This is a genomic window from Burkholderia sp. A2 (assembly GCF_001729305.1).
Classification (GTDB): domain Bacteria; phylum Pseudomonadota; class Gammaproteobacteria; order Burkholderiales; family Burkholderiaceae; genus Burkholderia; species Burkholderia sola.
This window is the reverse complement of the sequence record NZ_LZXX01000126.1, coordinates 30,790-54,649: the sequence shown is the minus strand read 5'-3', so window position 1 is coordinate 54,649 and position 23,860 is coordinate 30,790. Positions and strand designations below refer to the sequence as shown.

At 68.8% G+C, this 23,860-nt stretch carries 22 protein-coding genes; 5 read left to right on the top strand and 17 right to left on the bottom strand.

The genetic code is table 11. The features are described 5' to 3' along the window. Positions 1-236 precede the first annotated feature (236 nt). The 12 genes from flgL to flgB all read right to left on the bottom strand — a co-directional run bounded on the left by flgL (position 237) and on the right by flgB (position 12,485). Positions 237-1,478 carry a flagellar hook-associated protein FlgL gene (gene flgL / locus A9Z05_RS28370; protein WP_069621011.1) on the bottom strand — a complete coding sequence of 414 codons (1,242 nt, stop codon included), beginning with the start codon at positions 1,476-1,478 and terminating at the stop codon, positions 237-239. A gap of 22 nt (positions 1,479-1,500) precedes the next feature. Further along, the gene (gene flgK / locus A9Z05_RS28365) at positions 1,501-3,501 is read right to left on the bottom strand and encodes a flagellar hook-associated protein FlgK (RefSeq protein WP_069621010.1); all 2,001 of its coding nucleotides are present in this window, start codon (positions 3,499-3,501) and stop codon (positions 1,501-1,503) included. A gap of 192 nt (positions 3,502-3,693) precedes the next feature. Beyond that, a complete protein-coding gene (locus A9Z05_RS28360; RefSeq protein ID WP_069621009.1) occupies positions 3,694-4,449 on the bottom strand; it encodes a flagellar brake protein in 756 nt (251 codons plus the stop codon). 220 nt (positions 4,450-4,669) lie between these two features. Next, positions 4,670-5,662, bottom strand: coding sequence for a flagellar assembly peptidoglycan hydrolase FlgJ (flgJ, locus tag A9Z05_RS28355; protein ID WP_069621008.1), 993 nt, complete (start codon positions 5,660-5,662; stop codon positions 4,670-4,672). After that, positions 5,663-6,838 (bottom strand): flagellar basal body P-ring protein FlgI, encoded by a 1,176-nt coding sequence (locus A9Z05_RS28350; RefSeq protein WP_069621034.1) that lies wholly within the window; start codon positions 6,836-6,838, stop codon positions 5,663-5,665. 5 nt (positions 6,839-6,843) lie between these two features. After that, entirely contained in the window at positions 6,844-7,533 is a 690-nt protein-coding gene (gene flgH / locus A9Z05_RS28345; protein WP_069621007.1) for a flagellar basal body L-ring protein FlgH, read from the bottom strand. Positions 7,534-7,554: 21 nt separating this feature from the next. After that, positions 7,555-8,343 (bottom strand): flagellar basal-body rod protein FlgG, encoded by a 789-nt coding sequence (flgG, locus tag A9Z05_RS28340; RefSeq protein WP_006477564.1) that lies wholly within the window; start codon positions 8,341-8,343, stop codon positions 7,555-7,557. A gap of 317 nt (positions 8,344-8,660) precedes the next feature. Beyond that, positions 8,661-9,419, bottom strand: coding sequence for a flagellar basal-body rod protein FlgF (flgF, locus tag A9Z05_RS28335; RefSeq protein ID WP_050014265.1), 759 nt, complete (start codon positions 9,417-9,419; stop codon positions 8,661-8,663). Between the two features lie 19 nt (positions 9,420-9,438). Next, the gene (flgE, locus tag A9Z05_RS28330; RefSeq protein ID WP_069621006.1) at positions 9,439-10,680 is read right to left on the bottom strand and encodes a flagellar hook protein FlgE; all 1,242 of its coding nucleotides are present in this window, start codon (positions 10,678-10,680) and stop codon (positions 9,439-9,441) included. Between the two features lie 27 nt (positions 10,681-10,707). Then, positions 10,708-11,454 (bottom strand): flagellar hook assembly protein FlgD, encoded by a 747-nt coding sequence (locus A9Z05_RS28325; protein ID WP_069621005.1) that lies wholly within the window; start codon positions 11,452-11,454, stop codon positions 10,708-10,710. Between the two features lie 65 nt (positions 11,455-11,519). Then, the gene (gene flgC / locus A9Z05_RS28320) at positions 11,520-11,945 is read right to left on the bottom strand and encodes a flagellar basal body rod protein FlgC (protein WP_027785673.1); all 426 of its coding nucleotides are present in this window, start codon (positions 11,943-11,945) and stop codon (positions 11,520-11,522) included. A 51-nt stretch (positions 11,946-11,996) separates the two neighbouring features. Then, the gene (gene flgB, locus A9Z05_RS28315; protein ID WP_069621004.1) at positions 11,997-12,485 is read right to left on the bottom strand and encodes a flagellar basal body rod protein FlgB; all 489 of its coding nucleotides are present in this window, start codon (positions 12,483-12,485) and stop codon (positions 11,997-11,999) included. 204 nt (positions 12,486-12,689) lie between these two features. Here flgB and flgA point away from each other — a divergent pair, with 204 nt between their 5' ends. The 3 genes from flgA to A9Z05_RS28300 all read left to right on the top strand — a co-directional run bounded on the left by flgA (position 12,690) and on the right by A9Z05_RS28300 (position 14,873). Further along, entirely contained in the window at positions 12,690-13,910 is a 1,221-nt protein-coding gene (flgA, locus tag A9Z05_RS28310; RefSeq protein ID WP_069621033.1) for a flagellar basal body P-ring formation chaperone FlgA, read from the top strand. 117 nt (positions 13,911-14,027) lie between these two features. Continuing rightward, positions 14,028-14,354, top strand: a complete 327-nt coding sequence (gene flgM / locus A9Z05_RS28305; RefSeq protein ID WP_069621003.1) for a flagellar biosynthesis anti-sigma factor FlgM — start codon at positions 14,028-14,030, stop codon at positions 14,352-14,354. 78 nt (positions 14,355-14,432) lie between these two features. Then, the gene (locus A9Z05_RS28300) at positions 14,433-14,873 is read left to right on the top strand and encodes a flagella synthesis protein FlgN (protein ID WP_069621002.1); all 441 of its coding nucleotides are present in this window, start codon (positions 14,433-14,435) and stop codon (positions 14,871-14,873) included. Between the two features lie 49 nt (positions 14,874-14,922). On the opposite strand, the gene A9Z05_RS28295 is transcribed toward A9Z05_RS28300, so the two are convergent. Continuing rightward, positions 14,923-16,773 carry a M24 family metallopeptidase gene (locus A9Z05_RS28295; RefSeq protein WP_069621001.1) on the bottom strand — a complete coding sequence of 617 codons (1,851 nt, stop codon included), beginning with the start codon at positions 16,771-16,773 and terminating at the stop codon, positions 14,923-14,925. 372 nt (positions 16,774-17,145) lie between these two features. Here A9Z05_RS28295 and A9Z05_RS28290 point away from each other — a divergent pair, with 372 nt between their 5' ends. After that, on the top strand, positions 17,146-17,925 hold the full coding sequence (locus tag A9Z05_RS28290; RefSeq protein ID WP_069621000.1) for a helix-turn-helix domain-containing protein: 780 nt from the start codon (positions 17,146-17,148) through the stop codon (positions 17,923-17,925). Between the two features lie 53 nt (positions 17,926-17,978). Here A9Z05_RS28290 and A9Z05_RS28285 read toward each other — a convergent pair whose 3' ends face one another. From A9Z05_RS28285 to A9Z05_RS28270, 4 genes are all read right to left on the bottom strand, one after another. Beyond that, on the bottom strand, positions 17,979-19,220 hold the full coding sequence (locus A9Z05_RS28285; protein ID WP_069620999.1) for a multifunctional CCA addition/repair protein: 1,242 nt from the start codon (positions 19,218-19,220) through the stop codon (positions 17,979-17,981). Beyond that, positions 19,220-19,864 carry a glutathione S-transferase family protein gene (locus A9Z05_RS28280; protein WP_069620998.1) on the bottom strand — a complete coding sequence of 215 codons (645 nt, stop codon included), beginning with the start codon at positions 19,862-19,864 and terminating at the stop codon, positions 19,220-19,222. The genes A9Z05_RS28285 and A9Z05_RS28280 overlap by 1 nt, the downstream gene beginning before the upstream one ends. 65 nt (positions 19,865-19,929) lie before the next feature. Beyond that, positions 19,930-20,889, bottom strand: coding sequence for a complex I NDUFA9 subunit family protein (locus A9Z05_RS28275; RefSeq protein ID WP_069620997.1), 960 nt, complete (start codon positions 20,887-20,889; stop codon positions 19,930-19,932). Positions 20,890-21,227: 338 nt separating this feature from the next. After that, the gene (locus A9Z05_RS28270; protein ID WP_069620996.1) at positions 21,228-23,180 is read right to left on the bottom strand and encodes a lytic transglycosylase domain-containing protein; all 1,953 of its coding nucleotides are present in this window, start codon (positions 23,178-23,180) and stop codon (positions 21,228-21,230) included. Between the two features lie 8 nt (positions 23,181-23,188). On the opposite strand from A9Z05_RS28270, the gene A9Z05_RS28265 reads away from it, so the two are divergent. Beyond that, on the top strand, positions 23,189-23,797 hold the full coding sequence (locus A9Z05_RS28265; RefSeq protein WP_069620995.1) for a 5-formyltetrahydrofolate cyclo-ligase: 609 nt from the start codon (positions 23,189-23,191) through the stop codon (positions 23,795-23,797). The last annotated feature ends 63 nt before the right edge of the window (positions 23,798-23,860 follow it).

Here is a 23,860-nt window from a genome sequence, read left to right as displayed (position 1 = left end):
CTGCGAAGGATGCGCCGGTCTGGAATCTGGCGCGAGTTTACGGAGCGGAAATGGGGCTGGCAAGCGAACCGGCAGGCAGGGTCGGCCAAACGAGAACGCGGCAGGCCGCGCGCGAGAACCGGTGCGCGACCGCGCGGCCCGGCGAAGCGCCCGTCCGCGCATGATGTGCGGCTGGCGGCGGCACGCGCCGGCCGCGAAGTAAGCATGCGCTCACATCGCGGCCGGCGCGTCGTGCATCACGGATTGATGTACTGGAACAGCGACAGGTTCTGCAGTTGCACGTACGCCTTCTGCGCGCCGGTCAGCGCGTTCTGCACCTGCAGGTACTGGCTGATCGTCGTGACCATGTTGGTACTGGTCAGGTCCGTCAGGTTGCTGGTCGTCTGCAGCGACGCGGTCTGCGTGACGGCCTGCATCGCCTTCACTTCCTGCTCGCGGCCGCCGACGGATGCCTGGATCGTCGTCACGTTGCGCATCGTGTTGCCGACCTTGATCGACCCGGTCATCAGCGCGTTCTTCAGCGACACGGCCGCGACAGGGTTGCCGGTCACCGGCGTCTTCAGCGCCGCGATCATCGAGTCGAGCGTCGAGAAGATGTCGGCGCCGCCGCTCGCCTGCGGGCCGGGCGTCACGGCGAACGTATCGCCGGTGCTCGGCGTGCCCGATACGGCCACCGTCATCCCGCTACCGAGCGCGATCGACGCACCCGACGTGTAGGCCTGCGCGGGCGTCGTGGTCGGCGGCTTGGCCGAGCTGTCGGTCACCGTGTAGGTCGGCGCGGCGGGCGTGCCGCCGAACGTGATCGTGAAATGGTGATCGTTGGTCGCGGCGGACGGGTCCGTCACCGTCACCGCGCTGATCGCGCCGGTGCCGACGTTGCCGGCGCCGGCCGACGGAACCTGCGCGCTGCCGAGCGACGGCACGGACATGAACACCGCCGAACCGGCGTCGCCCTGCGACACGCTGCTCGAATCGGCGATCTGCACCTGGCGCGTGCCCGAGTCGCCGACGTAGCTGATGCTGCCGTTCGGGCTGGCCGTAAACGGCGCCGTCGAATTGTTCAGGCCGGCGAACAGGTAATTGCCGGCACCGTCGTTCGAGTTCGCGAGCGTCACCAGCTGGTCGCGATAGCCTTGCAGCTGCGTCGCGAGCGCCGAGCGGTCGCTGTCGGCCAGCGAGCCGTCGCCGGCACGCACGACCAGCGTCTGCACGCCGGTCAGCACGCTGCTCACGCTCTGCAGCGCCTGGTCCTCGGCCTGCAGCGACGCGAGCGCGGTGGTCTGGTTGGTCGCGTACTGCGACAGCGTCGCCGAGGTCATCGACAGCTGCACGGCCTGCGCCGCGCCGACCGGGTTGTCGGCCGGCGTCTGCAGGCTCGTGCCGCTCGAAATCTGCTGATACAGCTGCGCGAGCTGCGCCTGCTGATCGTTCATCTGTGAAACGTTCAGCTGGAAGAACTGGGCGCTGGAAATTCGCATCGCTTCTATCCCTCGAATCCGGTCAGTTGAACAGGCCGAGCACGGTCTGGAACAGCGTCGCCGCCGTCTGGATTACTTTCGCGTTCGCCTGGTAAAGCTGCTGGTACTGCATCAGGTTCGCCGCTTCCTCGTTCTGGTTCACGCCCGACACCGACTGCTGCGCGGTCGTGATCTGGCCGACGAGCGAAGTCTGCGCGGCGCTCGACGACTTCAGCTGGCTCGCCGTGTTGCCGATCGCGTTCACGTAGTTGGCATACGCGCCGGTCAGCGTCGTCGTGCCGCCGCCGAGCGCCTTCGCGGTGACGAGCTGCGACAACGCTTGTGCGTTGGAGCCGTCGCTCGTGCCGCCCGCGTACGGTCCGATCGTGAACGTGTCGCCATCCGACGGCGCGCCGGACAGCGTGACGGTCACGCCGTTCATCACGCCCGCCGGAGCCGGCTGCGTGGTGCTGTTGATCGTCAGCTTCGCGCCGGCCGTCGCGTTGTACGGCACGCTGTCGGTCGGGCTCGTGATCGTCACCGAGGTCGGCGGGGTGCCCGCGATCGTCACCGTGGTCCCGGCCGGGAAGCCCGACAGCGACTGCGACGCCGCGTCGTAGGTCAGCTTGGTCGGCGTCGTCGGCACCTGGTAGCCGGCGCTCACCGCGCCCTGCGTGATCTTTGCCGTGCCGATGTTGGTTTTCGATGCCGCAGCGACCACCGGCGACGCGGCCGCGATCGCCGAGCCGCTCGTGGTCGCGAGGCCGAAGCCGGTCAGCGCGCCGCGCGTCGGCAGCACGGTGAACTGGTCGCCGGCATTCATCGCGCCGGACGAGAACGAGAAGTTCAGCCCGCCGAGCGAGACCGGCATCGGACCCGCCTTCTGGTCGACCACCGACCCGCTCGCGCGGTCGGTCAGCGTGTAGTTCGTGCCGTCGTACGACAGCGTGTAGTCGCTCGTCGTCGGCTGCGACGCACTGGCGAACGACACGGACAGCGACGCGTTGCCGGTGTTGCCCTGATTCGAATAGACGGTCGGGTTCGCCACCGTGAACAGGTTGCCGCCCGGCTTGCCCGCCAGATCGACGCCGAGCGCGTTCTGCGCGTTGACCTGCGCGGCGAAGCTGGTCGCGAGCGCGCCGAGCTGCGCCTGCGCCGGGTCGAGCGTCTGACGGCGGAACGCGAGCAGGCCGCCGAGCGCGCCGCCCGACAGCGACGCATCCGGCAGCGCCTGGTTCGGCCCCTGCGGATTCGCGCCGGCGATGCCCTGCGACACGACGGTCAGCTCGCTCGGATCGGACGACGACGTGACGGTCGCAAGCTGGTAGCTCTTGTCGGCGACGACGAGCGGCTGGCCGCCCGCGAGGAATACGCTGTAGCCGCTGTCATTGCGCACGACCTGCACGCCGGCGAGGCTCGACAGGTTCGACACCGCGAGGTCGCGCTGGTCCATCAGCTGGTTCGGCGGCTGCCCCTGGCTGCTCGCCGCCGAGATCTGCTGGTTCAGCTGCGCGATCTGCGCGGTGTACGTGTTGATCTGCGACACGGTGCTGGTGAGCTGCGTGTTCACGCTCTGGCGCAACGCGTCGTATTGCTGGCCCGCCGCCTTCAGCTGGTCGCCGAGAATCTGCGCGTTGCTGATCGCGGTCTGCCGCACCGACGGATCGGACGCATTGTTCGCGACGTTCTGCAGCCCGGTGAAATAGCTCGTGATCGCGGTCGAGATGCCGGCCGTCGGGCTGCCGACGTAGTTGTTCAGCTGCGCGACGAGCGAGTACCACGTCGACAGCGCGCCGCCCTGCGTCTGCGCGCCGTTCAGCTGGTCGCTCAGGTACTGGCTGTACTGCCGCTGGACGGTGACGGTGTTCACGCCCTGCGGCATGTAGCCGCTGCTGGTGTACTGCCCGCTCGCCTCGGCATAGACGGGGCGTTCGACCGAATAGCCGGGCGTCGCGGCGTTGCTGATGTTCTGGCCGGTCGTCGTGAGGCCCCAGAGCGCGGCATTCAGGCCGCTGACGCCGAGGTTCATGAGTGTGTTGGACATGCGCGATCCTGATGAGCGGGCCGCGCTGCGGCCGCCGGGTTGCGTGACTCCCGGTATAACGGCCGCGGATCGAAAAAATTGAGGAAAAAATGCACGCGCGGCGCACGGGCGTGCGTCGCCGCTGAACGCGGCCGACCGAGTGCGCCGGAAGCGCTGCGCGGGCGGCCCGCGGGGCCTCCCGCCGGATGCGCGTCAGGCCCGCGCGAGCGAGCGGCGCTTCATTTCGAGCTGCGTGATCAACCGCTGCAGCGTGTTCTCCGCGCTGCCCGGCAGCGACATGTAGCGAAAACCGAGCTGGTAGCGGCGCGACCCGTTCGGCATCTGCGTCGAGCGCTGCGACACCAGTTGCAGGTCGAGCGACAGCTTGCCGTGGCCGGTCAGCTCGAGCTCGACGTCCGGCAGCAGCGTGCCGACCTCGAGCGCCTCGACGCGCTCGTCGGCCGTGCGCAGCCCCACGCCGCCGAGCGACAGGTTGTGCACCTCGAACAGGAAGCTTTCGCCGTCCGGCAGCTTGCCGCGGCACAGAAACGGATCGACGATCGGCGCGTCGACGCGGAAATATTCGCGGCGCTGGATGCACACCAGCACGTCGGGGAAATCGGCGACGAACGCGGGCAGCCCCTCGTAGCGCGTCTCGCGCGGCGTGCCCGTGGTGAATTCGACGCGCACGCCCTCCGGCGCGGCCGCGAACGTGCAGTGCGACGCGCCGAGGATGCCGGCGTTCTGCTCGGACAGCGCGCCCCAGTCGAACGTGAACGTCCGCGCGCCGACATCGACCTCCAGCAGACGCGTGACGAGCTGGCCGCCCGGATACTGGACGGTCAGGAAATCGCCGCGGTTCACCAGGTTGCGCAGCTGCACGCCGATTTCCAGCGGATTGCGGCGGGCATAGTCGGGCCCGGAGTGGCCTGCATCCAGGCTGGGGTCCGTCGACGTTTCGATATTCATGGCTAGCCGGTCTTTCTTGTCATGGGCGCCCGGGGCAACCGGTGCGCAATAAAACCGGGCCAGAACGGGGGCCCGGTCGCAGGTCTCTCACACTTAGCGGCAGTGCTGACCGAAAGTTTAGATCGAAACGGCGATTTATTTCTCGCAAACGTTGAAACCGCGCGCGGCAAGGTGCCGGGCGCGGTCCGAAAGGGGGGCGAACCGGGAGCGGGCGGGCCCGTCAGCCGATCTGCTGCATGATCGAGATCAGCTTCTTCGCGTAATTCGGGTCGGTGGCATAGCCGGCCTTCTGCATCCCGTGCGCGAAGCCTTCGACGCTGCGGCTCGCGCTCAGCACGCCCGCATAGCGCGGGTTGTTCTTCAGCAGGTTCGCGTAATCGGTCATCGCGTGCTCGTACGAGTCGTACGCACGGAACTTCGCGACCACGCGGCGCGGCGCGCCGTTCACGTATTCGGTGGTCAGCGCCGACACGGTGCGGCCGGTCCAGCCCTTGTTCGCCTTGATGCCGAACACGTTGTAGCTGGTCGAGCCGTCCGTCGCGCGGATCTCGCGCTTGCCCCAGCCCGATTCGAGCGCGGCCTGGCCGACGATGAAACGCGCCGGGATGCCGGTCGTCGCGCTGGCCGCCTGCGCGGGGGCCGCGAGCCGGTCGACGAACGCGTCCGCGTCCTGCACGCCGCTCGCGCCCTTGAGCGGCGGCGTCAGCGCGCTGCCGGCCGAGTAGCCGCGCGCGCCGGCGAGCCCGCCGTTGTTCGCCGCGTTCGCATAGGCCTTCGCCATCGCGTTCATCGCGGCGAGGCTGCCTTCGTTGCCGGCCGTGCCGAGGCCGCCGGCACCCATGCCGCCCAGGCCGCGCGCACCGACGTCGGCCGCCGTGTCGCCGCCCGCGCCGGCGCCCGCATTGCGCAGCAACTGCTTCATCAGCGCGTCGGCGACGCCGATGCCGCGCGTCGACATCTGCTGCGCGAGCTGCTGGTCGAGCATCGACGTGTACATCTTCGACGTGTGCGAATCGAACAGGCCGCCGTCGGGCGACGCGTCGCGCATGCTCTTGAGCATCATCTGCGTGAACATCGCGTCGAACTGGCCGGCGACCGCCTTCGCGCCGGCCTGCGGCGACTGCTTCGCCTGCGCGCGCAGCGCGTCGAAACCCTGCACGTCGAGCGCGAAGCGCTGCGTGAGGTCGTTTGCGTTGGGGAGCGTGGCTGCCATTTAGATCACCTCCAGGTCGGCGCGCAGCGCGCCGGCCGCCTTCATCGCCTGCAGGATCGACATCAGGTCCGCGGGCGTCGCGCCGAGCGTGTTCAGCGCCTTCACGACGTCGGCGAGATTCGCGCCGGCCGTCACCATCTTCAGCGCGCCGTTGTCCTGCTTCAGCTGGATCTGCGACTGCTGCGCGACCACCGTCTGCCCGTTCGAGAACGGCCCCGGCTGCGACACCACCGGCTGCGTGTTGACGACCACCGACAGGTTGCCGTGCGCGACCGCGCAGCTTTGCAGCGTGACCATCTGGTTCATCACGATCGAGCCGGTGCGCGCGTTCAGGATCACCTTCGCGGCGGCCTTGTCCGGACTCACGTCGAGGTTCTGCAGGCGCGCCATGAACGCGACCTGCTGCGCGGAATCCGCCGGCGCGGCGAGCTGGATCGTGCGGCCGTCGAGCGCCGTCGCGGTGCCCGGGCCGAAGCTCGCGTTGACCGCGGACACGATCCGCTGCGCGGTGCCGTAATCCATGTCGTTCAGTTGCAGCTGCAGCACGCCGTTCATCTGCGCGACCGCGTTCGGCACCGCGCGCTCGACGATCGCGCCGCCGACGATCCGGCCGGCCGCGAGCTGGTTCACCTGCACGCGGCTGCCGTTCGCGCTGGCGCCCGCGCCGCCGACCGCCATGTTGCCCTGCGCGAGCGCGTACACCTGCCCGTCCGCGCCCTTCAGCGGCGTGAGCAGCAGCGTGCCGCCGCGCAGGCTCTTCGCGTTGCCGAGCGACGACACGGTCACGTCGAGCGCCTCGCCGGGCCGTGCGAACGGCGGCAGCGTGGCCGTCACCATCACGGCCGCGACGTTCTTCAGCTGCATGTTGTTCAGCGACGACGGGCCGCCGTTGGCCGAACCATTGTTGATCGAGATGCCGAGGTTCGCGAGCATGTTCGCGAGCGTCTGCGTCGTGAACGGCGTCTGCATCGTCTGGTCGCCCGTGCCGTCGAGGCCGACGACGAGGCCATAGCCGATCAGCGGGTTGTCGCGCACGCCCTGGATCTGCGCGAGGTCCTTCAGGCGCTCCGCGTGCGCGGGCGCGGCGCCGAGCACGCACGCGGCCAGCACGAAGGCGGCAAACCGCGCGACGGCGAGTGCACGGAACGACAGGCGGCGGGAAAGAGGCAGCTGCATCGTCATCACCACGGCGCGATGTTGAGGAAGAAGCGCTGCAGCCAGCCCATCGTCTCGGCTTCGTTGATGTAGCCCTTCGACGAGTATTCGATCTTCGCGTCGGCGACCTGCGTCGAATAGACGGAGTTCGCGCCCGAGATCGTGTTCGGGTTGACGACCCCCGAGAAGCGCACGTATTCGTTGCCCTGGTTGATCAGCATCTGCTTCTCGCCGCTGACCACGAGGTTGCCGTTCGGCAGCACGCTGGTGACGGTCACCGTGATCGTGCCGTTGAACGTGTTCGCCGCGCTCGCGCCGCCGGTGGCCGCGAACTTGTTCGCGCCGGTCGCCGACAGGTTCGCCTTCGCGAACAGCCCGCCGAGGAACGCGGCCGTCGGCACGTTGAAGTCGGTGTTGCCCTGCCGGTTGGTGTTCGCGCCGGACGACTTGGTCGCGTTGATGTTCTCCGCGATCATGATCGTCAGGATGTCGCCGACGTTGCGCGGGCGCTGATCCTCGAACAGCGGCCGCCCCGCGTAGCCGGGGTTGTAGATCGAGCCGGGCGCCTGCATCGACATCGGCATCGGCGGCTGCGCCGTCATCGGCTGCTGGATGATCGGATCGCGCGGAATCTGCGCGCAACCGGCGAGCGCCGCCACCGCGACCGCGCATACGGCGCGGACGGTGGCTGACGAGGGGAGGCGAACCTGCTTCATGGCTGCGACGGGACGTTCCGGTTAGCTCTTCATCTGCGTGACGGTCTGCAGCATCTGGTCGGACGTCGTCACGGCCTTGCTGTTGATCTCGTAGGCACGCTGCGTCTGGATCATGTTGACGAGTTCCTGCACGACGTTCACGTTCGACGCCTCGACGTAGCCCTGGTTGAGCACGCCCGCGCCGTTCAGCCCCGGCTGCGACACGTTCGGCGCGCCCGACGACGTCGTTTCCGCGAACAGGTTCTCGCCCTTCGCCTCGAGGCCGGTCGGGTTGATGAAGGTCGCGATCTGCAGCGAGCCGATCTGCACCGCGTTGCTCGAGCCCGGCTGCGTGACCGACACGACGCCGTCCTTGCCGATCGTCAGCGACTGCGCGTTCTGCGGCACGGTGATCGCCGGCAGCACCTGGTAGCCGCTCGACGTGACGAGCTGGCCCTGCGCGTTGGTCTGGAACGAGCCGTCGCGCGTGTACGCGTTGGTGCCGTCCGGCATCAGCACCTGGAAGAAGCCCGCGCCGTTGATCGCGACGTCCTTCGAGTTGCCGGTCTGCGTGAGGCCGCCCTGCGTGTACAGGCGCTCGGTCGCGACCTGCTGCACGCCGGTGCCGAGCTGCAGGCCCGACGGCAGTTCGGTCTGCTGCGTCGAGTTCGCGCCGGGCTGGCGGATGGTCTGGTACAGCAGATCCTCGAACACCGCGCGCGACGCCTTGAAGCCGTTCGTGCTGGTGTTCGCCAGGTTGTTCGAAATCACGTCCATCTGCGCCTGCTGCGCATTCATGCCGGTCGCGGCGATGTAGAGCGAACGATTCATTTGTCAGGTCTCCTGCGTAGGGTGGCATAGGGTCTGTTTACCTATGGAACGCGCATGCGTTGCCACGAGAACGGCCGCTCGCGAGGCGCGCGACGCCGCGAATACTGGACGTATTCGCAAGGAGCGCAACGCGGCGAGCGGCCGTTCTCGTGGCAACCCCAAATTAAAAATCATGTCACGGGAATGCCCGAAATCGCCCGTATGGCGGCGTCGCTCGTCGCTTGTTTGGCGCGGCCAAACGGCGCTCCTCACTTCTTGCCCTACGAGCGATTTCGGGCATTCGCATGTGCGTTCCATAGGTAAACAGACCCTATCGCTCAGCTGAAGTTGAGCAGCTGGTTCGCCGTCTGCTCGTTCTGGTCGGCCGTCTGGATCAGCTTCGACTGCAGCTGGAACGCCCGCGCGTTGTCGATCATCGCGACCATCGCGGTCACCGGGTTCACGTTGCTGCCTTCGATCGAATTCGGCGTGACGACCACGTTCGGGTCGGCGTCGGCCGGATTGCCGTCGGCGGTGCGGAACAGCCCGTCGTTGCCGCGCGTGAGCGTGGCCGGATCGGGATTGACGAGCTTCATCTGGTCGACGATCGCGACCGCGGTCGGCGGGTCGCCCGGCATCAGCGCGGACACCGTGCCGTCCTTGCCGATCGTCACTTCCGCGTTCGGCGGGACCGAGATCGGGCCGCCGTTGCCGACCACCGGCAGGTTGCTCGCGTTGACGAGCTGGCCGTTCTCGTCGACGTGCAGGTTGCCGGCGCGCGTGTACGCCTCGCCGCCGTCGGCCGTCTGCACCGACAGCCAGCCCGCGCCCTGCACCGCGACGTCGAGCGGATTGCCGGTGCGCGTGATCGGACCCGGCGCGTAATCGGCGCCGGGCGTCGACGCGAGCACGTAGGTGCGCGTCGTCGTCGGGTCGATGTTGCTGCCGTCGCCGAAATTCATCGGCACCGCGCGATACGTCGCGAGCTGCGCGCGAAAACCCGTCGTCGACGCGTTCGCGAGGTTGTTCGCGACGATCGCCTGCTGGTCGAGCGACTGCGACGCGCCCGTCATCGCCGTATAGATCAGTCGGTCCATGGCTGCCGGTTGTCCGCGCTTACAGGTTGATGAGCGTCTGGTCGACGGTCTGCTGCGTCTTGATCGTCTGCGCGTTCGCCTGGTAGTTGCGCTGCGCGGTGATCAGGTTGACGAGCTGCGAGGTCAGGTCGACGTTCGAGTTCTCGAGCGCGCTGCCCTGCAGCGTGCCGTGGTTCGTGCTGCCCGGCGCCGACACCTGCGGCACGCCCGACGCCGACGATTCGGCGTACTGGTTGCCGCCGAGGTTCACCAGCCCGTTCGGGTTGTTGAAGTTCGCGAGCGCGATCTGGCCGAGCACGGCGGTCTGGCCGTTCGAGTAGTTGCCGGTCAGCTTGCCGTCGGCGCCGATCGAGTAAGTGGTGAGCCTGCCGCTCGCGTAGCCGTCCTGCGCGAGATTGTTCACGCCGTCCTTGCCGCCGTACTGCGTCGTGCCGGTCAGGTCGAGCGTCAGCGCCTGCGGCGTCGCCGAGCCGTCGGTGTTCGGCACGGTGAACTGGAACTGGCCGAGCGACGCGGTCGGCGCGGCCGGCGTGCCCGTCGTCGTGCTCTTGATCGCGCCCGACGTATCGAACGTGATCGTGCCGAGATCGGTCGTCGCGCCGCCCTGGACGCCCGCGTACGCTTCCCACGTGCCGGCCGCCGACTTCACGAAGTACATGTTGACCGCCTGCGAGCCGCCGAGCGAGTCGTACACCTGGATCGCGGTCGAGTAGTTGTACGTCGTGTTGTCGGTCGCGCTGAACGGCGTCTTGGTCGGCACCGTGTCCTGCGAGTTCAGGTTGAACTGGCCGATGATCTTGGTCGTCGCGGTCGGCGCAATGTTGTTGGTCGGCGCCTGCAGCGGCACGGTCTGCGCGGTGTTGATCACGCCGCCCGCGTTGGCCGCGTAGCCCATCAGGTTACGGCCCTGCGCGTCGACGATGAAGCCGTTCTTGTCGCGCTGGAACGTGCCGTCGCGCGAGTACGTCGTCACGCCGTTGTTCGACATCTGGAAGAAGCCGTTGCCGTTGATCGCGACGTCGAGCGACGAGTTCGTCGTATTGATCGTGCCCTGCCCGAAGTTCTGCTGCACCGAGTTCAGCGACGTGCCGATGCCGATCTGCGTGTTGACCGACGTCGCGACCGAGTTCGCGTACATGTCGGCGAACTGCGCGGTGCTCGACTTGAAGCCGACCGTGTTCGCGTTCGCGATGTTGTTGCCGATCACGTCCAGCGCGTTCGATGCGCCGGCGAGGCCGCTCAGACCCTGTTGATAACCCATTTCGTTCTCCGTGACGAGAAAGCTCGATCAGTTGGTGGTGGTGTCGCCGGACGACGACGACTTCGTGTTCGGGAAGATCGACGCAACCTGGGTGAGCCCCACCGTCGTGCCGTTCGACAACACGAGCCCCGCGGTGCCGTCCGCCTGCTTGACCACGCTCTGCACCGTCGCGGCCGCGAGCGTCGTGGCCGCGTGCGGCGTGCCGGTGCTGTCGGTGTACGACGCACTGACCGTGTACTTGCCGTCCGGCAGCGCGTTGCCGGCCGCGTCGGTCGGCGTCCAGTTGAACGGCACCGTGCCGGCCGACTGCGCGCCCGCGTTGATCGTGTTCACGACGGCGCCCGCCGAGTTCTTCACGGTGATCGTCAGGTTCGACACCGAGCTCGCGAGCGACACGCCGAACGGCGACGCCGCGCCGCTCTTCACCGCGACCGCATTGCCCGGCGCGAGCACGTTCGTGCCGATCAGCAGCGCGGCCTGCGTCTGCTGGCCGGCCGCGAGCTGCGTCGACAGCGACGTGAGCGACGTGTTCAGCTGCGCGATGCCGCTCACCGTGTTGATCTGCGCGAGCTGCGACGTCATCTGCGAGCTGTCCACCGGGCTGGTCGGATCCTGGTTCTGCAACTGCGTGACGAGCAGCTTCAGGAACGTCGCCTGGAGGTCGCTCGCCGACGTGCCGTTGGTCGACGACACGTTGTTGGTGTTCATCGTGTCGGTCGGCAGCGTCGACACGTTGGTGCCGTTGCCGCCGATCGTCGTGTTGGAGGAAGTCATCCTGTTGGCCTTCTGTCGGAACTGTCGGTTCGGGTCTCGGTAGGGAAAGGCGGGCGGCGCGCGGCTTACGAGCCGATCGTCAGCGTCTTGAGCATCAGCGTCTTCGCGGTGTTCAGCGTCTCGACGTTGGCCTGGTACGAGCGCGACGCCGAGATCATGTTCACCATCTCCTGCACTGGGTCGACGTTCGGCATCTGCACGTAGCCGTTCGCGTCGGCGGCCGGGTTCGCCGGGTCGTAGGTCGATTTCATCGGCGACGGGTCGTCCATCACCTTGGTCACGCGCACGCCGCCCACGCCCTGGCCGGACGCACTGCGCGCGCCGCCGAGCGGATCGGTCGCGAACACGACCTGCTTGGCCTTGTACGGCTTGCCGTCGGGGCCGGTCGCGCTGTCGGCGTTCGCGAGGTTCGACGCGGTCACGTTCAGGCGCTGCGATTGTGCGGACAGCGCCGAACCGGCGACGCCGAAGATGTTCATCAACGAAGGCATGGAGGCTCCTTGTGCTGGGTTCCGGATTCGGAAGCGGCGCTTACGAGTTCGTTACGAGTTCGTCGTGATCGCGGCGATCATCGCCTTGATCTGCTGGGTCATCACGGTCATCCCGGTTTCGTAGTGCAGCGCGTTGTTCGCGAACTGCACGCGCTCGACGTCGAGATCGACCGTGTTGCCGTCGAGCGACGGCTGCAGCGGCATCCGGTATTGCGCGCGGCCGTAGTCGTCCGACGGGCCGCCGGTCGGGATCAGCTTCGCGGTGCCGGCCATGTGGCCCGCCGCCGTCGACACCATCGACATGCCGCTCGTCACGCCGGCCGGCTGCGCCATCGGCAATTGCGCGGCGTTGCTGGGCGCGAGGGCGCCGCTCGTCTGCTTCAGCGAGCGCGCGAGCGTCGACGCGAAATCGACGTCGCGGGCCTGGTAGCCGGGCGTGTCGGCGTTCGCGATGTTCGACGACAGCAGTTCCTGCCGATAGGCGCGCACGTCGAGCGCCTGTCGGCCGAACGCGAATTCCGCATCGAGTTTGTCCAGCATGTGTGCGTCTCTCCGTATGAAGCGCTGCACGCCCCTCGCACCGGATGGCGACCCGAGAGGCTTTTTTCCATGACAGCGATGGTAGGCGCGGGACGCAACCGGCAATCGGGCGAATAACGCGGCAAAGGCCCCCTCTATTCATCGTTTGCGCGACGCCCCGGCTCCCTAGAATGCGAAGCGGAACAACGGATCGGGGGCATGGCGATGACGGGCGGCGCACTTCGCGACAGGAACGGGCGGCTCACGCACGTCCGGCGTGCGTTCGCGCTCGCCGCGGCGCTGTGGATCGCCGCGCCCGCCGTGCGCGCCGACGACGGGATGATCGTGATTCCCGGGCGCGGCGAGACGGCCGAAACCGCGCTCGCGCACGCCAATGCGGCGAGCGGCGGGCAGTTCGGCGGGAATGCGGGGATCGCGTCGACTTCGGGTGCGCCGCGTGCGGCCGGCGCGACGAGCGCCGCGGTCGGCGGCGGCTACACAGCGCAATCGACCGGCGCGATGGTCGTGACGAGCGTCCCGCCGCCGGCTTCCGCGCCGCTGCCCGTCTACGCAGCCGCTCGCGCGAACGCCGGGTACGGCGCGCTGCCGCGCGCGGCGGACCCCGCCGCCGTCGCGACGGTCGTCGCCGGCACGGCCGAGCCTGCATCGGCTTTCGCGCGGCCGGCGCCGCAATCGGCAGCCTCGGCCCGCCTCGCGGCGGCCCGTGCCGCGTCGGTCGCCGCGGCGGCACGCACGGCGGCCGCTTCCGCCAACCCGACGCCGGCCCCGGCTGCCGCCTCGCCCCAGCCCGTGACGCCGCCCGGCCAGCAAGACCCCGAAACGATCCGGCGCGCGGCGCTCGCGTTCCTGCAGCAGCAGATCGCCGGGCTGCCCGGCAAGAGCACCGCGACGGTCACGACCGCCTTTCCGCGCGGGCTCGCCGCCTGCACGACGCTCGAACCGTTCTTGCCGACCGGCGCACGCCTGTGGGGCCGCACGACGGTCGGCGTGCGCTGCGCGGGCGAGCGGCCGTGGACCGTCTACCTGCAGGCGAAGGTCGCCGTGCAGGCCACTTATTACGTCGCCGCGCGCCAGATCGCGCCCGGCGAGCCGCTCTCCGCCGCCGACCTGGTCGCCCGCGACGGCGACCTGACGGTGCTGCCGCTCGCGGTGATCACCGATCCGGCGCAGGCCGTCGGCGCGACCGCGCTCGCGCGCATCTCGGCCGGGCTGCCGCTGCGGCAGGACATGCTGAAGAGCGCGGCGTCGGTGTCGGCCGGCCAGACCGTGCGGGTCGTCGCGGCCGGCCCCGGCTTCACGATTTCGGCCGAGGGCAGCGTGCTCGCGAATGCGGCGCCCGGCCAGTCGGTACGGGTGCGGATGGCGGCCGGGCAGATCGTCACGGCGATCGTCAAGGACGCCGGCACCGTCGAAATTCCGCTGTAGGGACGGATCTGCCGCAAAAATGTAAAGAATTGTTTATTCGGAGCATTTCGGGCTCGCGATGCTAAAGTTCGGGCCGACCCGGCCGTTATCTGGGTCAAACCGTACAGGAAACCCATCGTGAAGATCGATTCCACTCCGAAACCGAGCCCCCTCGCGCCGACCGGCAACGGCGCGGCCCGTGCGCCGTCCGGCACGGCCCAGTCGTCCGCGCAGGCCGCCGACGCAGGATCGACCGGCGGCGACACGAACGTGAACCTGTCGGGTCTGTCCGGCCAGTTGCGGTCGGTATCCGCGTCGGGCGACGCCGATATCGACACGGGTCTCGTCCAGTCGATCAAGGACGCGCTGAAGGACGGCACGCTGACGATCGACGCGAACAAGATTGCCGACGGCGTATTGAACACCGCCCGCGAACTGCTGCAGCAGCAGCGCCCGCAGGGCTAAGCCCCGGCCTCGTGGCCGGGTCACCCGGTTTGCCGGCGCGCGCGACACCGCACGCACCGGCGCGACGAGCATGACGCGATGAGAGAAGAGCTGCTGGCCACGGTCAACGACGAACACGCGACGATCGAGGCGTTCGCGTCCCTGCTCGTCTACGAGGAAAAGGCGCTGACGACGGCCGAGCCGCTCGAGATGCTGCCCGGCATCGTCGAGAAGAAAAGCGAACTGATCGACCGGCTCGCGCAACTCGAACGCACGCGCGACACGCAGCTTTCCGCGCTCGGCTTCCCGGCCGGCAAGAAAGGCATGGATCAGGCGGCCGAGCGCGATGCGCGCCTCGCGAGCCGCTGGCAACTGCTGCAACAGGCCGCCGAACGCGCGCGCCAGGCCAATGCGAACAACGGGATGCTGATCCGGATCCGGATGGACTACAACGAGCGCGCGCTCGCGGTGCTGCGCTCGGCGCCCGCGCCGGCCGGCGTGTACGGCCCCGACGGACGCGTGTCGGCGCTCGCGCGCTGACGTCGCGCCGCGCGGCCGCCCGGCGGCCGCGCCCCTTTCCTTCCCTTCGTTACAGCAGCGGACACGCGGTGACCTGCGTGCCGCGCTCCACGCACAGCCGCTCGTAGTCGCGCAGGTACGCGCGCTCGGCGTCGTCCAGCAGATCCAGATCGATCAGGTCCCAGTCGTAGCCGACCGTCACGATGTTCTCGAACGTCACGGTGTCGGGCTGCGCGTCGTCCGGCCGCACGATCACGATGTTCTCGATCCGCACGCCGCCCTTGCCCGGCAGGTAGATGCCCGGCTCGACCGAAATCACCGCATTCGGCACCAGCCCGTACCGCGCGCCCGGCGCGAACCGCACGCCGCCCTCGTGCACGTGAATCCCGACGCCGTGCCCGGTGCCGTGGCCGAAATCGTGGCCATGATCGCGGCACACCTGCCGCACCAGCGCATCGACGTCGCCGCCCGTCGCGGTCGCCGGAAAGCGCGTGACGAGCCCCTTGATACAGGCCTTCAGCGCGACCGTGTAGATCTCGCGCTGCCACGGCTGCGCGACCGTGTCCGGCTGCGTGCGGCGCAGCACGACGCGCGTGCAGTCCGTCGCGAAGCCCGCTTCGTAGTACGCGCCGCTGTCGAGCAGCACGAGTTCGCCTTCGGTCAACTCGACGTCGGCGCTCGCCGCCGTGTAATGCGCGAATGCGCTGTTCGCGCCGTTCGCCGCGATCGACGGAAACGACAGCGCGACCGCCGAACGGGCGCCGTATGCGTCGTTGATCGTGCGCGCGAGGTCGTACTCGGTGTGGCGCACGCCCGGTTCACCGGTCTTCGCCCAGCGCATCGTCTCGGCGATCGCCGCGGAGCTGCGCGCGAACGCGTGGCGGAACTGGTCGAGCACCGCCGGCGTCTTGCTCGCCCGCATCGCCTCGACCGGGTTGAAATCGGCATGCCGCGCGTGCGGCCACACGCGGCTCACCGCGTCGACGAGCGCGCAATTCACCGATTCGAAGCCGTAGCACACGTGCTCGATCGCGAACTGCGCGAGGAAGCGCTCGAGCGCCGCGACGTCGCGCCGGATCACGTGCAGCGCCGGATACGAATCGAGCGCGACCTCGCAGCGATCGCAGCCTTCCGGCAAGAACAACACCACCTGAGCGCCGATCGCGAACAGGAAGCCGAGGTGCGACGACGCATTCGGGATGTGATAGCCGCGGCTGTTCAGCAGATACGCGAGATCGTCCGACGCGCAGGTGAAGAACGCGGTCTTGCCGTCGGCCGCGCCGGTATGCGCGGCGAGCCGGCGGTTCAGCGCGTCGAGGTTCTGCGCGACGCTCAGGCCGGTCATCGTTGCCGGAATCTCGAAGATCGGCCGCTCGACGTTCCAGCCCGGCAGCGCGAGCGCGCGGTCGATCTCGCGATCGGCGAGGCTCGCCCAGTCGAGCGTCGCGGCCTGCGTCCGCTCGAACAGCCGGTTGCGCTGCGCGACGCTGATCCGCCGCGCGTCGTAGCCGACCCGCGCGAGCCGGCTCGCGTGCGCGACCAGCCAGTCGGCCATCGCCTGCCAGATCGTCACGTCGATGCCGAGCTTCTCGACGCGCACACGCGCCGGATCGCACTGCTCGTCGGCCTGGAAGTGATAGCGGCCGTCGACGAACAGCACGAACGGCGGCACGCCGAGCGCCTGCGCGGTCGCCGCGCTCAGGAAGATCCCGCAGCCGGCCGAACCGTCGAAGCCGGACACCGCGTAGCGCGGGTTGTTGCCGCGCGGCAGGTACTCGGTCACGTACTCGTCCTGCGACGTGATCACCACCGCGTCGAGTCGCGCGGCATCGAGCAGGCGCGACAGGCCGGCCTGGGTCTCGGCGACGGACGCGTCGTACGGGGGAAGGCCGGAGAAGCTGTATTTCAGTCGATCGATCATCGGATGCCCGTTATTCATTGTTGTCGGCGGCTAGCGGCGTGTCGCGGCATCGCGCCGGCCGATACCACACGTCGCCGCGGCGCAGGTCGCACATGGCGCGACGCGCGGCCGGGCCGCGCCGCGGTTTCAGCGGCCGCCCTCGGGAAATTTTCGTCTCACTTAACTTTGTTTGATGCGCGACAGAATCTAGAGCAGGCCGAAATCGAGGTCAAGCCAAAATTTTCGTAGGACTAAAATCGGCACGCGGCCTGCGGATCCCGGCACAGCGCCGATTCGTCCGGCGATGCTGCGCGGTACAATGCGCCGGCCTCCGCCCCGGCGACCGCACCGCCGTTGCGCCCGCGCCCCGACTCGTTGCCACGAAAGAGATTCATGGATTCAGACCTCATGCGTATCGGCCAGCGCATTCGCCGCCTGCGCCGGGAAGCGAAGAAGACGCTGCTGGAAGTGGCGACCGAAGCGAAACTGTCGGTCGGATTCCTGTCGCAGGTCGAGCGTCATCTGACGGGCATCTCGCTGTCGTCGCTCGTCAACGTCGCGAAGGCGCTGGGCGTGCCGCTCGGCACGCTGATCGAGCAGCCGCGCCAGCCGCAGCCCGATTCGCACGAGGGCAGCCGCAAGCCGTATGCGCTCGACGCCGCGTCGCAGTGGTACGAGCGGCTGTCCACCACGTTCGACGGTAGCCAGATCAACGCGCTGAAGGTGCAGATGATGGGAGGCTACCGGTCGGAATGGGTCGCGCACGGCGGCGACGAGTTCGTGTACGTGCTGGCCGGCCGCGTCTGCTACACGGTCGGCAAGAAGAATTACCCGCTGGCGCCGGGCGACTCGCTGCACTTCGACGCGCGCAAGCGGCATCGCGTGGTCAATGTCGGCGACGGGCCGGCCGAGCTGATCACCGTCAGCACGCTGCCGCTGTTCGACGACAGTTCGGCGGAGTTCGCGCCCGCGACGACGGAAATCAGGCCGTCGAAGCCCGCCGGGCCGCGCGTGAGCCGCCGCGCGCCGCGGCCCGAACGGGATGGTCGCGACGCCGCCGCGACGCGGCCGTCGAAGGGTGACGCAGCCGAAAAGAAGGATTCGGCGAAACCGCGCGCCGCCGCCGGCAAACGCCCGGCGACCGCGACTCCGGCACGCAAGAAGAAACCGTAACGGCCGACGGGCGCACATGCCGCGCGCCCGGTTCCGTGCCGACTACTCGCCGACTATTCGCCGATCGCGAGCGCCTGCGCGACGGCCTGGATCCGCGCGCGATGCACGGCTTCCTTGATCTTCTCCGTGTCGTTGCCGATGCCGCGCGCGATTGCGCCGGCATCGACGCTGCGCGCGGCCGCGAGTGCGACGCGCAGCCGCTCGGCCTGCGGATACGGCTGCGCATCGAGCCCGAGCCGGCCGCGCGCGTCCGACTCGCACGCCTGCAGCAACTCGGCGAAGCGCGCCGGCTTGCGCAGCGCGTCGCTGCGCTCGAAGAGCCGCACCAGCGCGGCCGCGCCCATCTCCATCACGCGATGCAGGTTGCCGTGCTCGCGCGCGACCACCAGCGCGAGATCGCGGCATTCGTTCGGCACGCGCAGCCGCTCGCACAACGGCTTGAGCAGTTCGACGCTGCGGCTTTCGTGGCCGACGTGGCGCGGCAGCACGTCCGCGGGCGTGGTCCCCTTGCCGAGATCGTGCGTGAGCGCCGCGAAGCGCACCGCCAGCGAATAGCCCTGCTTCGCCGCGTAGTCGACGACCATCATCACGTGCACGCCGGTATCGACTTCCGGGTGGTAATCGGCGCGCTGCGGCACGCCCCACAGCGCATCGACCTCGGGCAGGATGCGCGCGAGCGCGCCGCAATCGCGCAGCACCGCGAACATCCGCGACGGCTTCGCCTCCATCAGTCCGCGCGCGATTTCCTGCCACACGCGCTCGGGCACGAGCGCGTCGACCTCGCCCGCGTCGACCATCCGCCGCATCAGCGCGAGCGTGTCGTCCGCGACCGTGAAATCCGCGAACCGTGCGGCGAAGCGCGCGATGCGCAGGATCCGCACCGGATCCTCGACGAACGCGTCGCTCACGTGCCGGAACACGCGCGCGCGCAGGTCGGCCTGCCCGTCGAACGGATCGATCACCGGGCCGACCAGCGCGCCTTCCGGGCTCACCTCGCGCGCCATCGCGTTGATCGTCAGGTCGCGCCGCGCGAGATCCTCGTCGAGCGTCACGTCCGGCGCGTAATGGAACTGGAAGCCGTGATAGCCGGCCGCCGTCTTGCGTTCGGTGCGCGCGAGCGCGTATTCCTCCTGCGTCTGCGGATGCAGGAACACCGGGAAATCCTTGCCCACCGGCCGGAAGCCCTGCGCGATCATCTGCTCCGGCGTCGCACCCACCACCACGTAGTCGCGGTCCTGCACCGGCACGCCGAGCAATTCGTCGCGGATCGCTCCGCCTACTGCGTAGATGTTCATCACTGCGGCTCGTATTCGGCGATCACGTTGGTTTCGCGGCGCGCGGCATCGATCCACCGCTGCACGGCCGGCAGCGCCGTCACGCGCGCCGCATAGCCGGCCGCCTCCGGCGACAGCGCCGGCGCATACGTGTTGAAGCGCATCACGACGGGCGCATACATCGCATCGGCGATCCCGAATTCGCCGAACAGGAACGGCCCGCCCGAGGCCTCGATGCATTCGCTCCACAGCGCGTCGATGCGCGCGACGTCGGCGAGCGCCTCGGGCGTCGCGCCGCGCCCCGGCATCGATGCGCGGATGCTCATGCCCATCTGCGTGCGCAGCGCCATGAAGCCCGAATGCATCTCGGCGGACACGCAGCGCGCATGCGCACGCGCGAGCGGGTCGGCCGGCCACATCGGGAATTGCGGATAGCGCTCGGCGAGCGTCTCGGCGATCGCGAGCGAATCCCAGATCGCCGCGCCGTGATCGTCGACCAGACACGGCACCTTGCCGGTCGGCGAGTATTCGCGGATGCGCGCGGCCGTGTCGTCGCGGCGCAGCTCGACCACGATCTCGTCGAACGGGATGCCGAAATGCGCGAGCAGCAGCCACGGCCGCATCGACCACGACGAGTAGTTCTTGTCTCCAATGACGAGTTTCATGACAGGGTTCCGGAAAACGCGAAACAGGAAAAGAACGGGGGCCGGCCGGCGGCGCCCCGCGGGTATTAGCGACGCGAGCGGAACCAGTCGAACCGCGAGCGCGTCGCCGCTTCGCCGAGATAAGCGGGCGCAATGCTTTCGAGACTCGCGGGCGAGAGTCCGAGTTCCGGCGCGAGCGGCCCTGACAGCACGTTCGGCACCGACATCGTCGCGAGATTGTCGCGCGTGAGCACCGGCTCGCCCGGCAAGCATTCGAACACGCTCGCCTGCAGCCGCGCAAGCGCGTCGGGCAGCCGCACGATGCGTGCCTGCCGGCCGACCAGCGTGCCGCAGTAGCGCACCAGTTGCTCGAGCGTGTAGACGGTCGGGCCGCCGAGTTCGTAGGTCTTGCCGTGCGCGCCGACGAGATCGAGCGTGTTGACGAACGCGCGCACGACGTCGCCGACGAACACCGGCTGGAAGCGCGCGTCGGGCATCGCGAGCGGCAGCACGGGCACCGTGCGCTGCAGGTTCGCGAACGTATTGAGGAACGCGTCGCCGGGGCCGAACACGACCGACGGACGGAAGATCGTCAGCGCGAGCGAATCGGTGGCCGCGATCGCATGCAGCGCGGCTTCGCCGTCGCCCTTCGAGCGCTGGTACATGCTCGCGCCGTGCGAATCGGCGCCGAGCGCGCTCATGTGCAGTAGGCGCCGCACGCCGACCTCGGTGCAGGCGGTTGCGAGCGCAGCCGGCAGCGCGACGTGCGCGCGCTCGAAGCCGGGCCCGTACGGCGTGCCGCGGCCGCCGTGCAGCACGCCGATCAGGTTGATCGCCGCGTGCGCGCCGGCGACGAAGCGCGCGAGCGTGCGCGTATCGAGCGCGTCGAGTTCGACGATGTCGACCGGCAGCATCTGCAGGTGGCGCGCGTGGTCGCGCCGCCGCGTGCCGATCCGCACCTGCTTGCCGGCGTCGATCAGCGCATTGACGAGCCGGCTGCCGATGAAGCCGGTGCCGCCCAGCAGCGCGACGGTCTGGCGATCCATGTTCGGAACCTCTAAGGGGCTGTTCACGCTAATAACGGGCTTGCGCTGGCCGCCAGAAGGGCCGAGCGCAAGGATTGCGACGCAGCGAATACTCGGCGTATTCGCAAGGAGCATGACGCAGCGATCGGTCCTTCCGGCGGCCAGCCCCATTCATGATTTTTTCCAGTCAGGGGAACGAGGCTGGCCGGCCGCATTGCGGCGTCGCGCGTCGCTTGTTCGGCTCGGCCAAACGGCGCTCCTTGCTTCTTGCACTGCAGCCGGCCAGCCTCGTTCGCAAGCCCGTTATTAGCGTGAACAGCCCCTTAAACACTGCCGCGTCTCGCGTGGCAGTTCGTGTATCAGGGCGAGATCATGCCTAGACGTTTCTTCAACGACTGCGGTTTGCCCTCGAAGAGCGCCGCATAGTAGACGGTGTTCGACAGCACGTTCTTCACGTAGTCGCGCGTCTCGTTGAACGGAATCGTCTCCGCGAAGATCGCGCCTTCGACCGGCTGCGTCAACACCTGGCGCCACTGGCGCGGCCGGCCCGGGCCCGCGTTGTAGCCGGCGGTGGCGAGCACCGGCGAGCTGTCGAAGTTGTTGTAGATGTCCGCGAGATACCAGGTGCCGAGCTGGATGTTGGTGTCGATGTCGTGCATCTGCGCGCGCGAGATCGCGCCCATGCCGAGCTTCTTCGCGACCATCTGGGCCGTCGCCGGCATCAGCTGCATCAGGCCGCCCGCGCCCACCGACGAACGCGCGCTGATGATGAAGCGCGATTCCTGGCGGATCAGCCCGTACGCCCACTCGACGTCGAGGCCCGTCGATTGCGCATAGCGCTCGACGGTCGTGCGGTACGGCGACGGATAGCGCAGCGTGAAGTCGTGCTCGGCTTTCGTGCGGTCGGCCGTGTTGACCGTGCGGTCGAGCAGCTCGACGCGCTTGCCGTATTCGGCGGCCGCGAGCAACTGGCGATCGGTCATCCCGCGCAGCGGCCAGTTCCATTCGCGATTGCCTTCGAGACGCAGGTTCAGCGCGTAGAAGCGTTGCGCGAGCGCGAAGCCCGGAATCTTGCCCATCGCGTCGACCTCTGCGTCGCTCACCTTCGTGCGCGGCGGAATCGTCGTGCGCTGGCCGAGTTCTTCGCCGGCCAGCTGACCGTAGAAGTTGAACTGGCCGGCGACCTGCTCGAATTCCTGGTTCGCCTGCAGCGTGTCGCCGCTCTGCTTGAGCGCGCGCGCATGCCAGTAGATCCACGCCGGATCGTTGCGCAGCGACGGCGGCATCTGCTCGATCGACCAGCGCACCATCGGCCAGTTGCCGGCGAGCAGCGCGGCGCGCGTGCGCCATTCGTAGCCCGGGTTCGACAGCGGCGCGTTCGCCGATTTCGCATACCAGACCGATGCCATCGGCGAGCGCTTGATCGCGCCCTGGTAGCCGATCGCGCCCCACGCGATCGCCTGCTCCTGCTTGGTCAGCGAAGGCGCGACCGTCGTCAGCATCCCGGCGGCGGCGTCCGGATCGTTGCGCGCCATGCGGCTGAGCGCGATCAGCGCGATCTGATGCGACGCGGCGTCGGCGCCGACCCCGCGCGCGAGGTACAGCGGCGGCGCGCTCGTCGCCTGGTCGAAGCCAACGGGGCGCGGGCCGAGCGCGTCGACGATCTTGCCGCCGAGCGTCGTGTAGTTCTGCTCGTACGCGAGGCGCGCCTGCTGCCACACGTCGTCGCTCGTGAACTGCTGGTTGACGGTGAGCGCGGTGATCAGGTCGACGCACGCATCGCCGTAGTTCTTCGGCTCGACGAGCAGCGCGCGCGCCGCGTCGGCGACGTTCTCGTTGCGCGCCGCGCGCGATTCGAGCGCATAGCACTTGACCTGCGTGTCGTCGTCGAGCACGAAGCGCTTGTACTGGTCGTCGAAATTGCGCCAGTCGTGGCGCGCGCCGAGCACGAGCAGGTAGTCGTTGCGCAGGCGATCGGCGATCGCCTGGCCATCGTAGCGCTGCAGGAACGACTGCACGGGCGCGTCCGGCGCATCGACGCGCGCGCGGCCCGTCGAATCGAACAGCTGCGGCTTGATCTGGAAATACTCGACGTAGGACGGCACCGGATAGTTCGGGATCATCGACGCGAGCTGCGCGGCCTTCGCGGCGTCGTTGCGGCGTGCGGCTTCGCGAAGCTGCACGAAGATCTGGTCGTCCCCGGCGAGCGTGTCGTCGTTCGGTGCGGCGCAGGCGGCCGTGCTCGCGACGAGCGCGGCGGCCGAAAGCGCGAGCGCGACCGCGCGATATACTCGGAAAAGGCTGTTCGACATCGTTTTGAATGGAGCACGAAGTGACCGAAAGCATAGCACGCAACCCTGTGCCGAACCCGAAGGTTGCACTGCGCAAAACGCTGTCCGGCGCCCGTCGCGACGCCGCGTCGCAACCCGCCGCGAACGCCGCGCTCGACGCGCGGCTACGCACGCTGCTCGACCGTCTGGCGCCGCGCACGGTCGGGTTCTACTGGCCGCTGCCGGGCGAATTCGATGCGCGCGAGGCGGTGCTCGCATGGTGCGCGGCGGGGCCGGGCCGGTGCGCCGCGTTGCCGGTGATCGGCGAGCGTCACACGCCGCTCGCGTTCCACGCGTGGGACACGCACACGCCGATGCGTGAAGGCCATCACCGGATTCCCGAACCGGCGTCGGGAATCGTCGTCGTACCCGATCTTTTGCTGATTCCGTGCGTGGGATTCGATCCGCAGCGCTACCGGCTCGGCTACGGCGGCGGCTACTACGATCGCACGCTCGCCGCATGGCCGGGCGACACGCTGCCCGTGACGGTCGGCATCGCGTACGAAGCGTGCCGCGTCGATGCGCTGCCGGCCGAAGCGCACGATCTCGCGCTGCGCTGGATCGTCACCGACGGTGCGCTTTATCCGGCCGCCGGATGATGGCGCGAGTGGCGCCGAGACCGTCGCCGGCCGTCGGCGCGGCGCCGCGCCCCGACCGTTTCC

Bases quoted from the DNA above. Each gene is read 5' to 3' on its own strand.
- flgL (WP_069621011.1), bottom strand. From the start codon at position 1,478: ATGCGAATTTCCAGCGCCCAGTTCTTCCAGCTGAACGTTTCACAGATG.
- flgK (WP_069621010.1), bottom strand. From the start codon at position 3,501: ATGTCCAACACACTCATGAACCTCGGCGTCAGCGGCCTGAATGCCGCG.
- A9Z05_RS28360 (WP_069621009.1), bottom strand. From the start codon at position 4,449: ATGAATATCGAAACGTCGACGGACCCCAGCCTGGATGCAGGCCACTCC.
- flgJ (WP_069621008.1), bottom strand. From the start codon at position 5,662: ATGGCAGCCACGCTCCCCAACGCAAACGACCTCACGCAGCGCTTCGCG.
- A9Z05_RS28350 (WP_069621034.1), bottom strand. From the start codon at position 6,838: ATGCAGCTGCCTCTTTCCCGCCGCCTGTCGTTCCGTGCACTCGCCGTC.
- flgH (WP_069621007.1), bottom strand. From the start codon at position 7,533: ATGAAGCAGGTTCGCCTCCCCTCGTCAGCCACCGTCCGCGCCGTATGC.
- flgG (WP_006477564.1), bottom strand. From the start codon at position 8,343: ATGAATCGTTCGCTCTACATCGCCGCGACCGGCATGAATGCGCAGCAG.
- flgF (WP_050014265.1), bottom strand. From the start codon at position 9,419: ATGGACCGACTGATCTATACGGCGATGACGGGCGCGTCGCAGTCGCTC.
- flgE (WP_069621006.1), bottom strand. From the start codon at position 10,680: ATGGGTTATCAACAGGGTCTGAGCGGCCTCGCCGGCGCATCGAACGCG.
- A9Z05_RS28325 (WP_069621005.1), bottom strand. From the start codon at position 11,454: ATGACTTCCTCCAACACGACGATCGGCGGCAACGGCACCAACGTGTCG.
- flgC (WP_027785673.1), bottom strand. From the start codon at position 11,945: ATGCCTTCGTTGATGAACATCTTCGGCGTCGCCGGTTCGGCGCTGTCC.
- flgB (WP_069621004.1), bottom strand. From the start codon at position 12,485: ATGCTGGACAAACTCGATGCGGAATTCGCGTTCGGCCGACAGGCGCTC.
- flgA (WP_069621033.1), top strand. From the start codon at position 12,690: ATGACGGGCGGCGCACTTCGCGACAGGAACGGGCGGCTCACGCACGTC.
- A9Z05_RS28300 (WP_069621002.1), top strand. From the start codon at position 14,433: ATGAGAGAAGAGCTGCTGGCCACGGTCAACGACGAACACGCGACGATC.
- A9Z05_RS28295 (WP_069621001.1), bottom strand. From the start codon at position 16,773: ATGATCGATCGACTGAAATACAGCTTCTCCGGCCTTCCCCCGTACGAC.
- A9Z05_RS28290 (WP_069621000.1), top strand. From the start codon at position 17,146: ATGGATTCAGACCTCATGCGTATCGGCCAGCGCATTCGCCGCCTGCGC.
- A9Z05_RS28285 (WP_069620999.1), bottom strand. From the start codon at position 19,220: ATGAACATCTACGCAGTAGGCGGAGCGATCCGCGACGAATTGCTCGGC.
- A9Z05_RS28280 (WP_069620998.1), bottom strand. From the start codon at position 19,864: ATGAAACTCGTCATTGGAGACAAGAACTACTCGTCGTGGTCGATGCGG.
- A9Z05_RS28275 (WP_069620997.1), bottom strand. From the start codon at position 20,889: ATGGATCGCCAGACCGTCGCGCTGCTGGGCGGCACCGGCTTCATCGGC.
- A9Z05_RS28270 (WP_069620996.1), bottom strand. From the start codon at position 23,180: ATGTCGAACAGCCTTTTCCGAGTATATCGCGCGGTCGCGCTCGCGCTT.
- A9Z05_RS28265 (WP_069620995.1), top strand. From the start codon at position 23,189: ATGGAGCACGAAGTGACCGAAAGCATAGCACGCAACCCTGTGCCGAAC.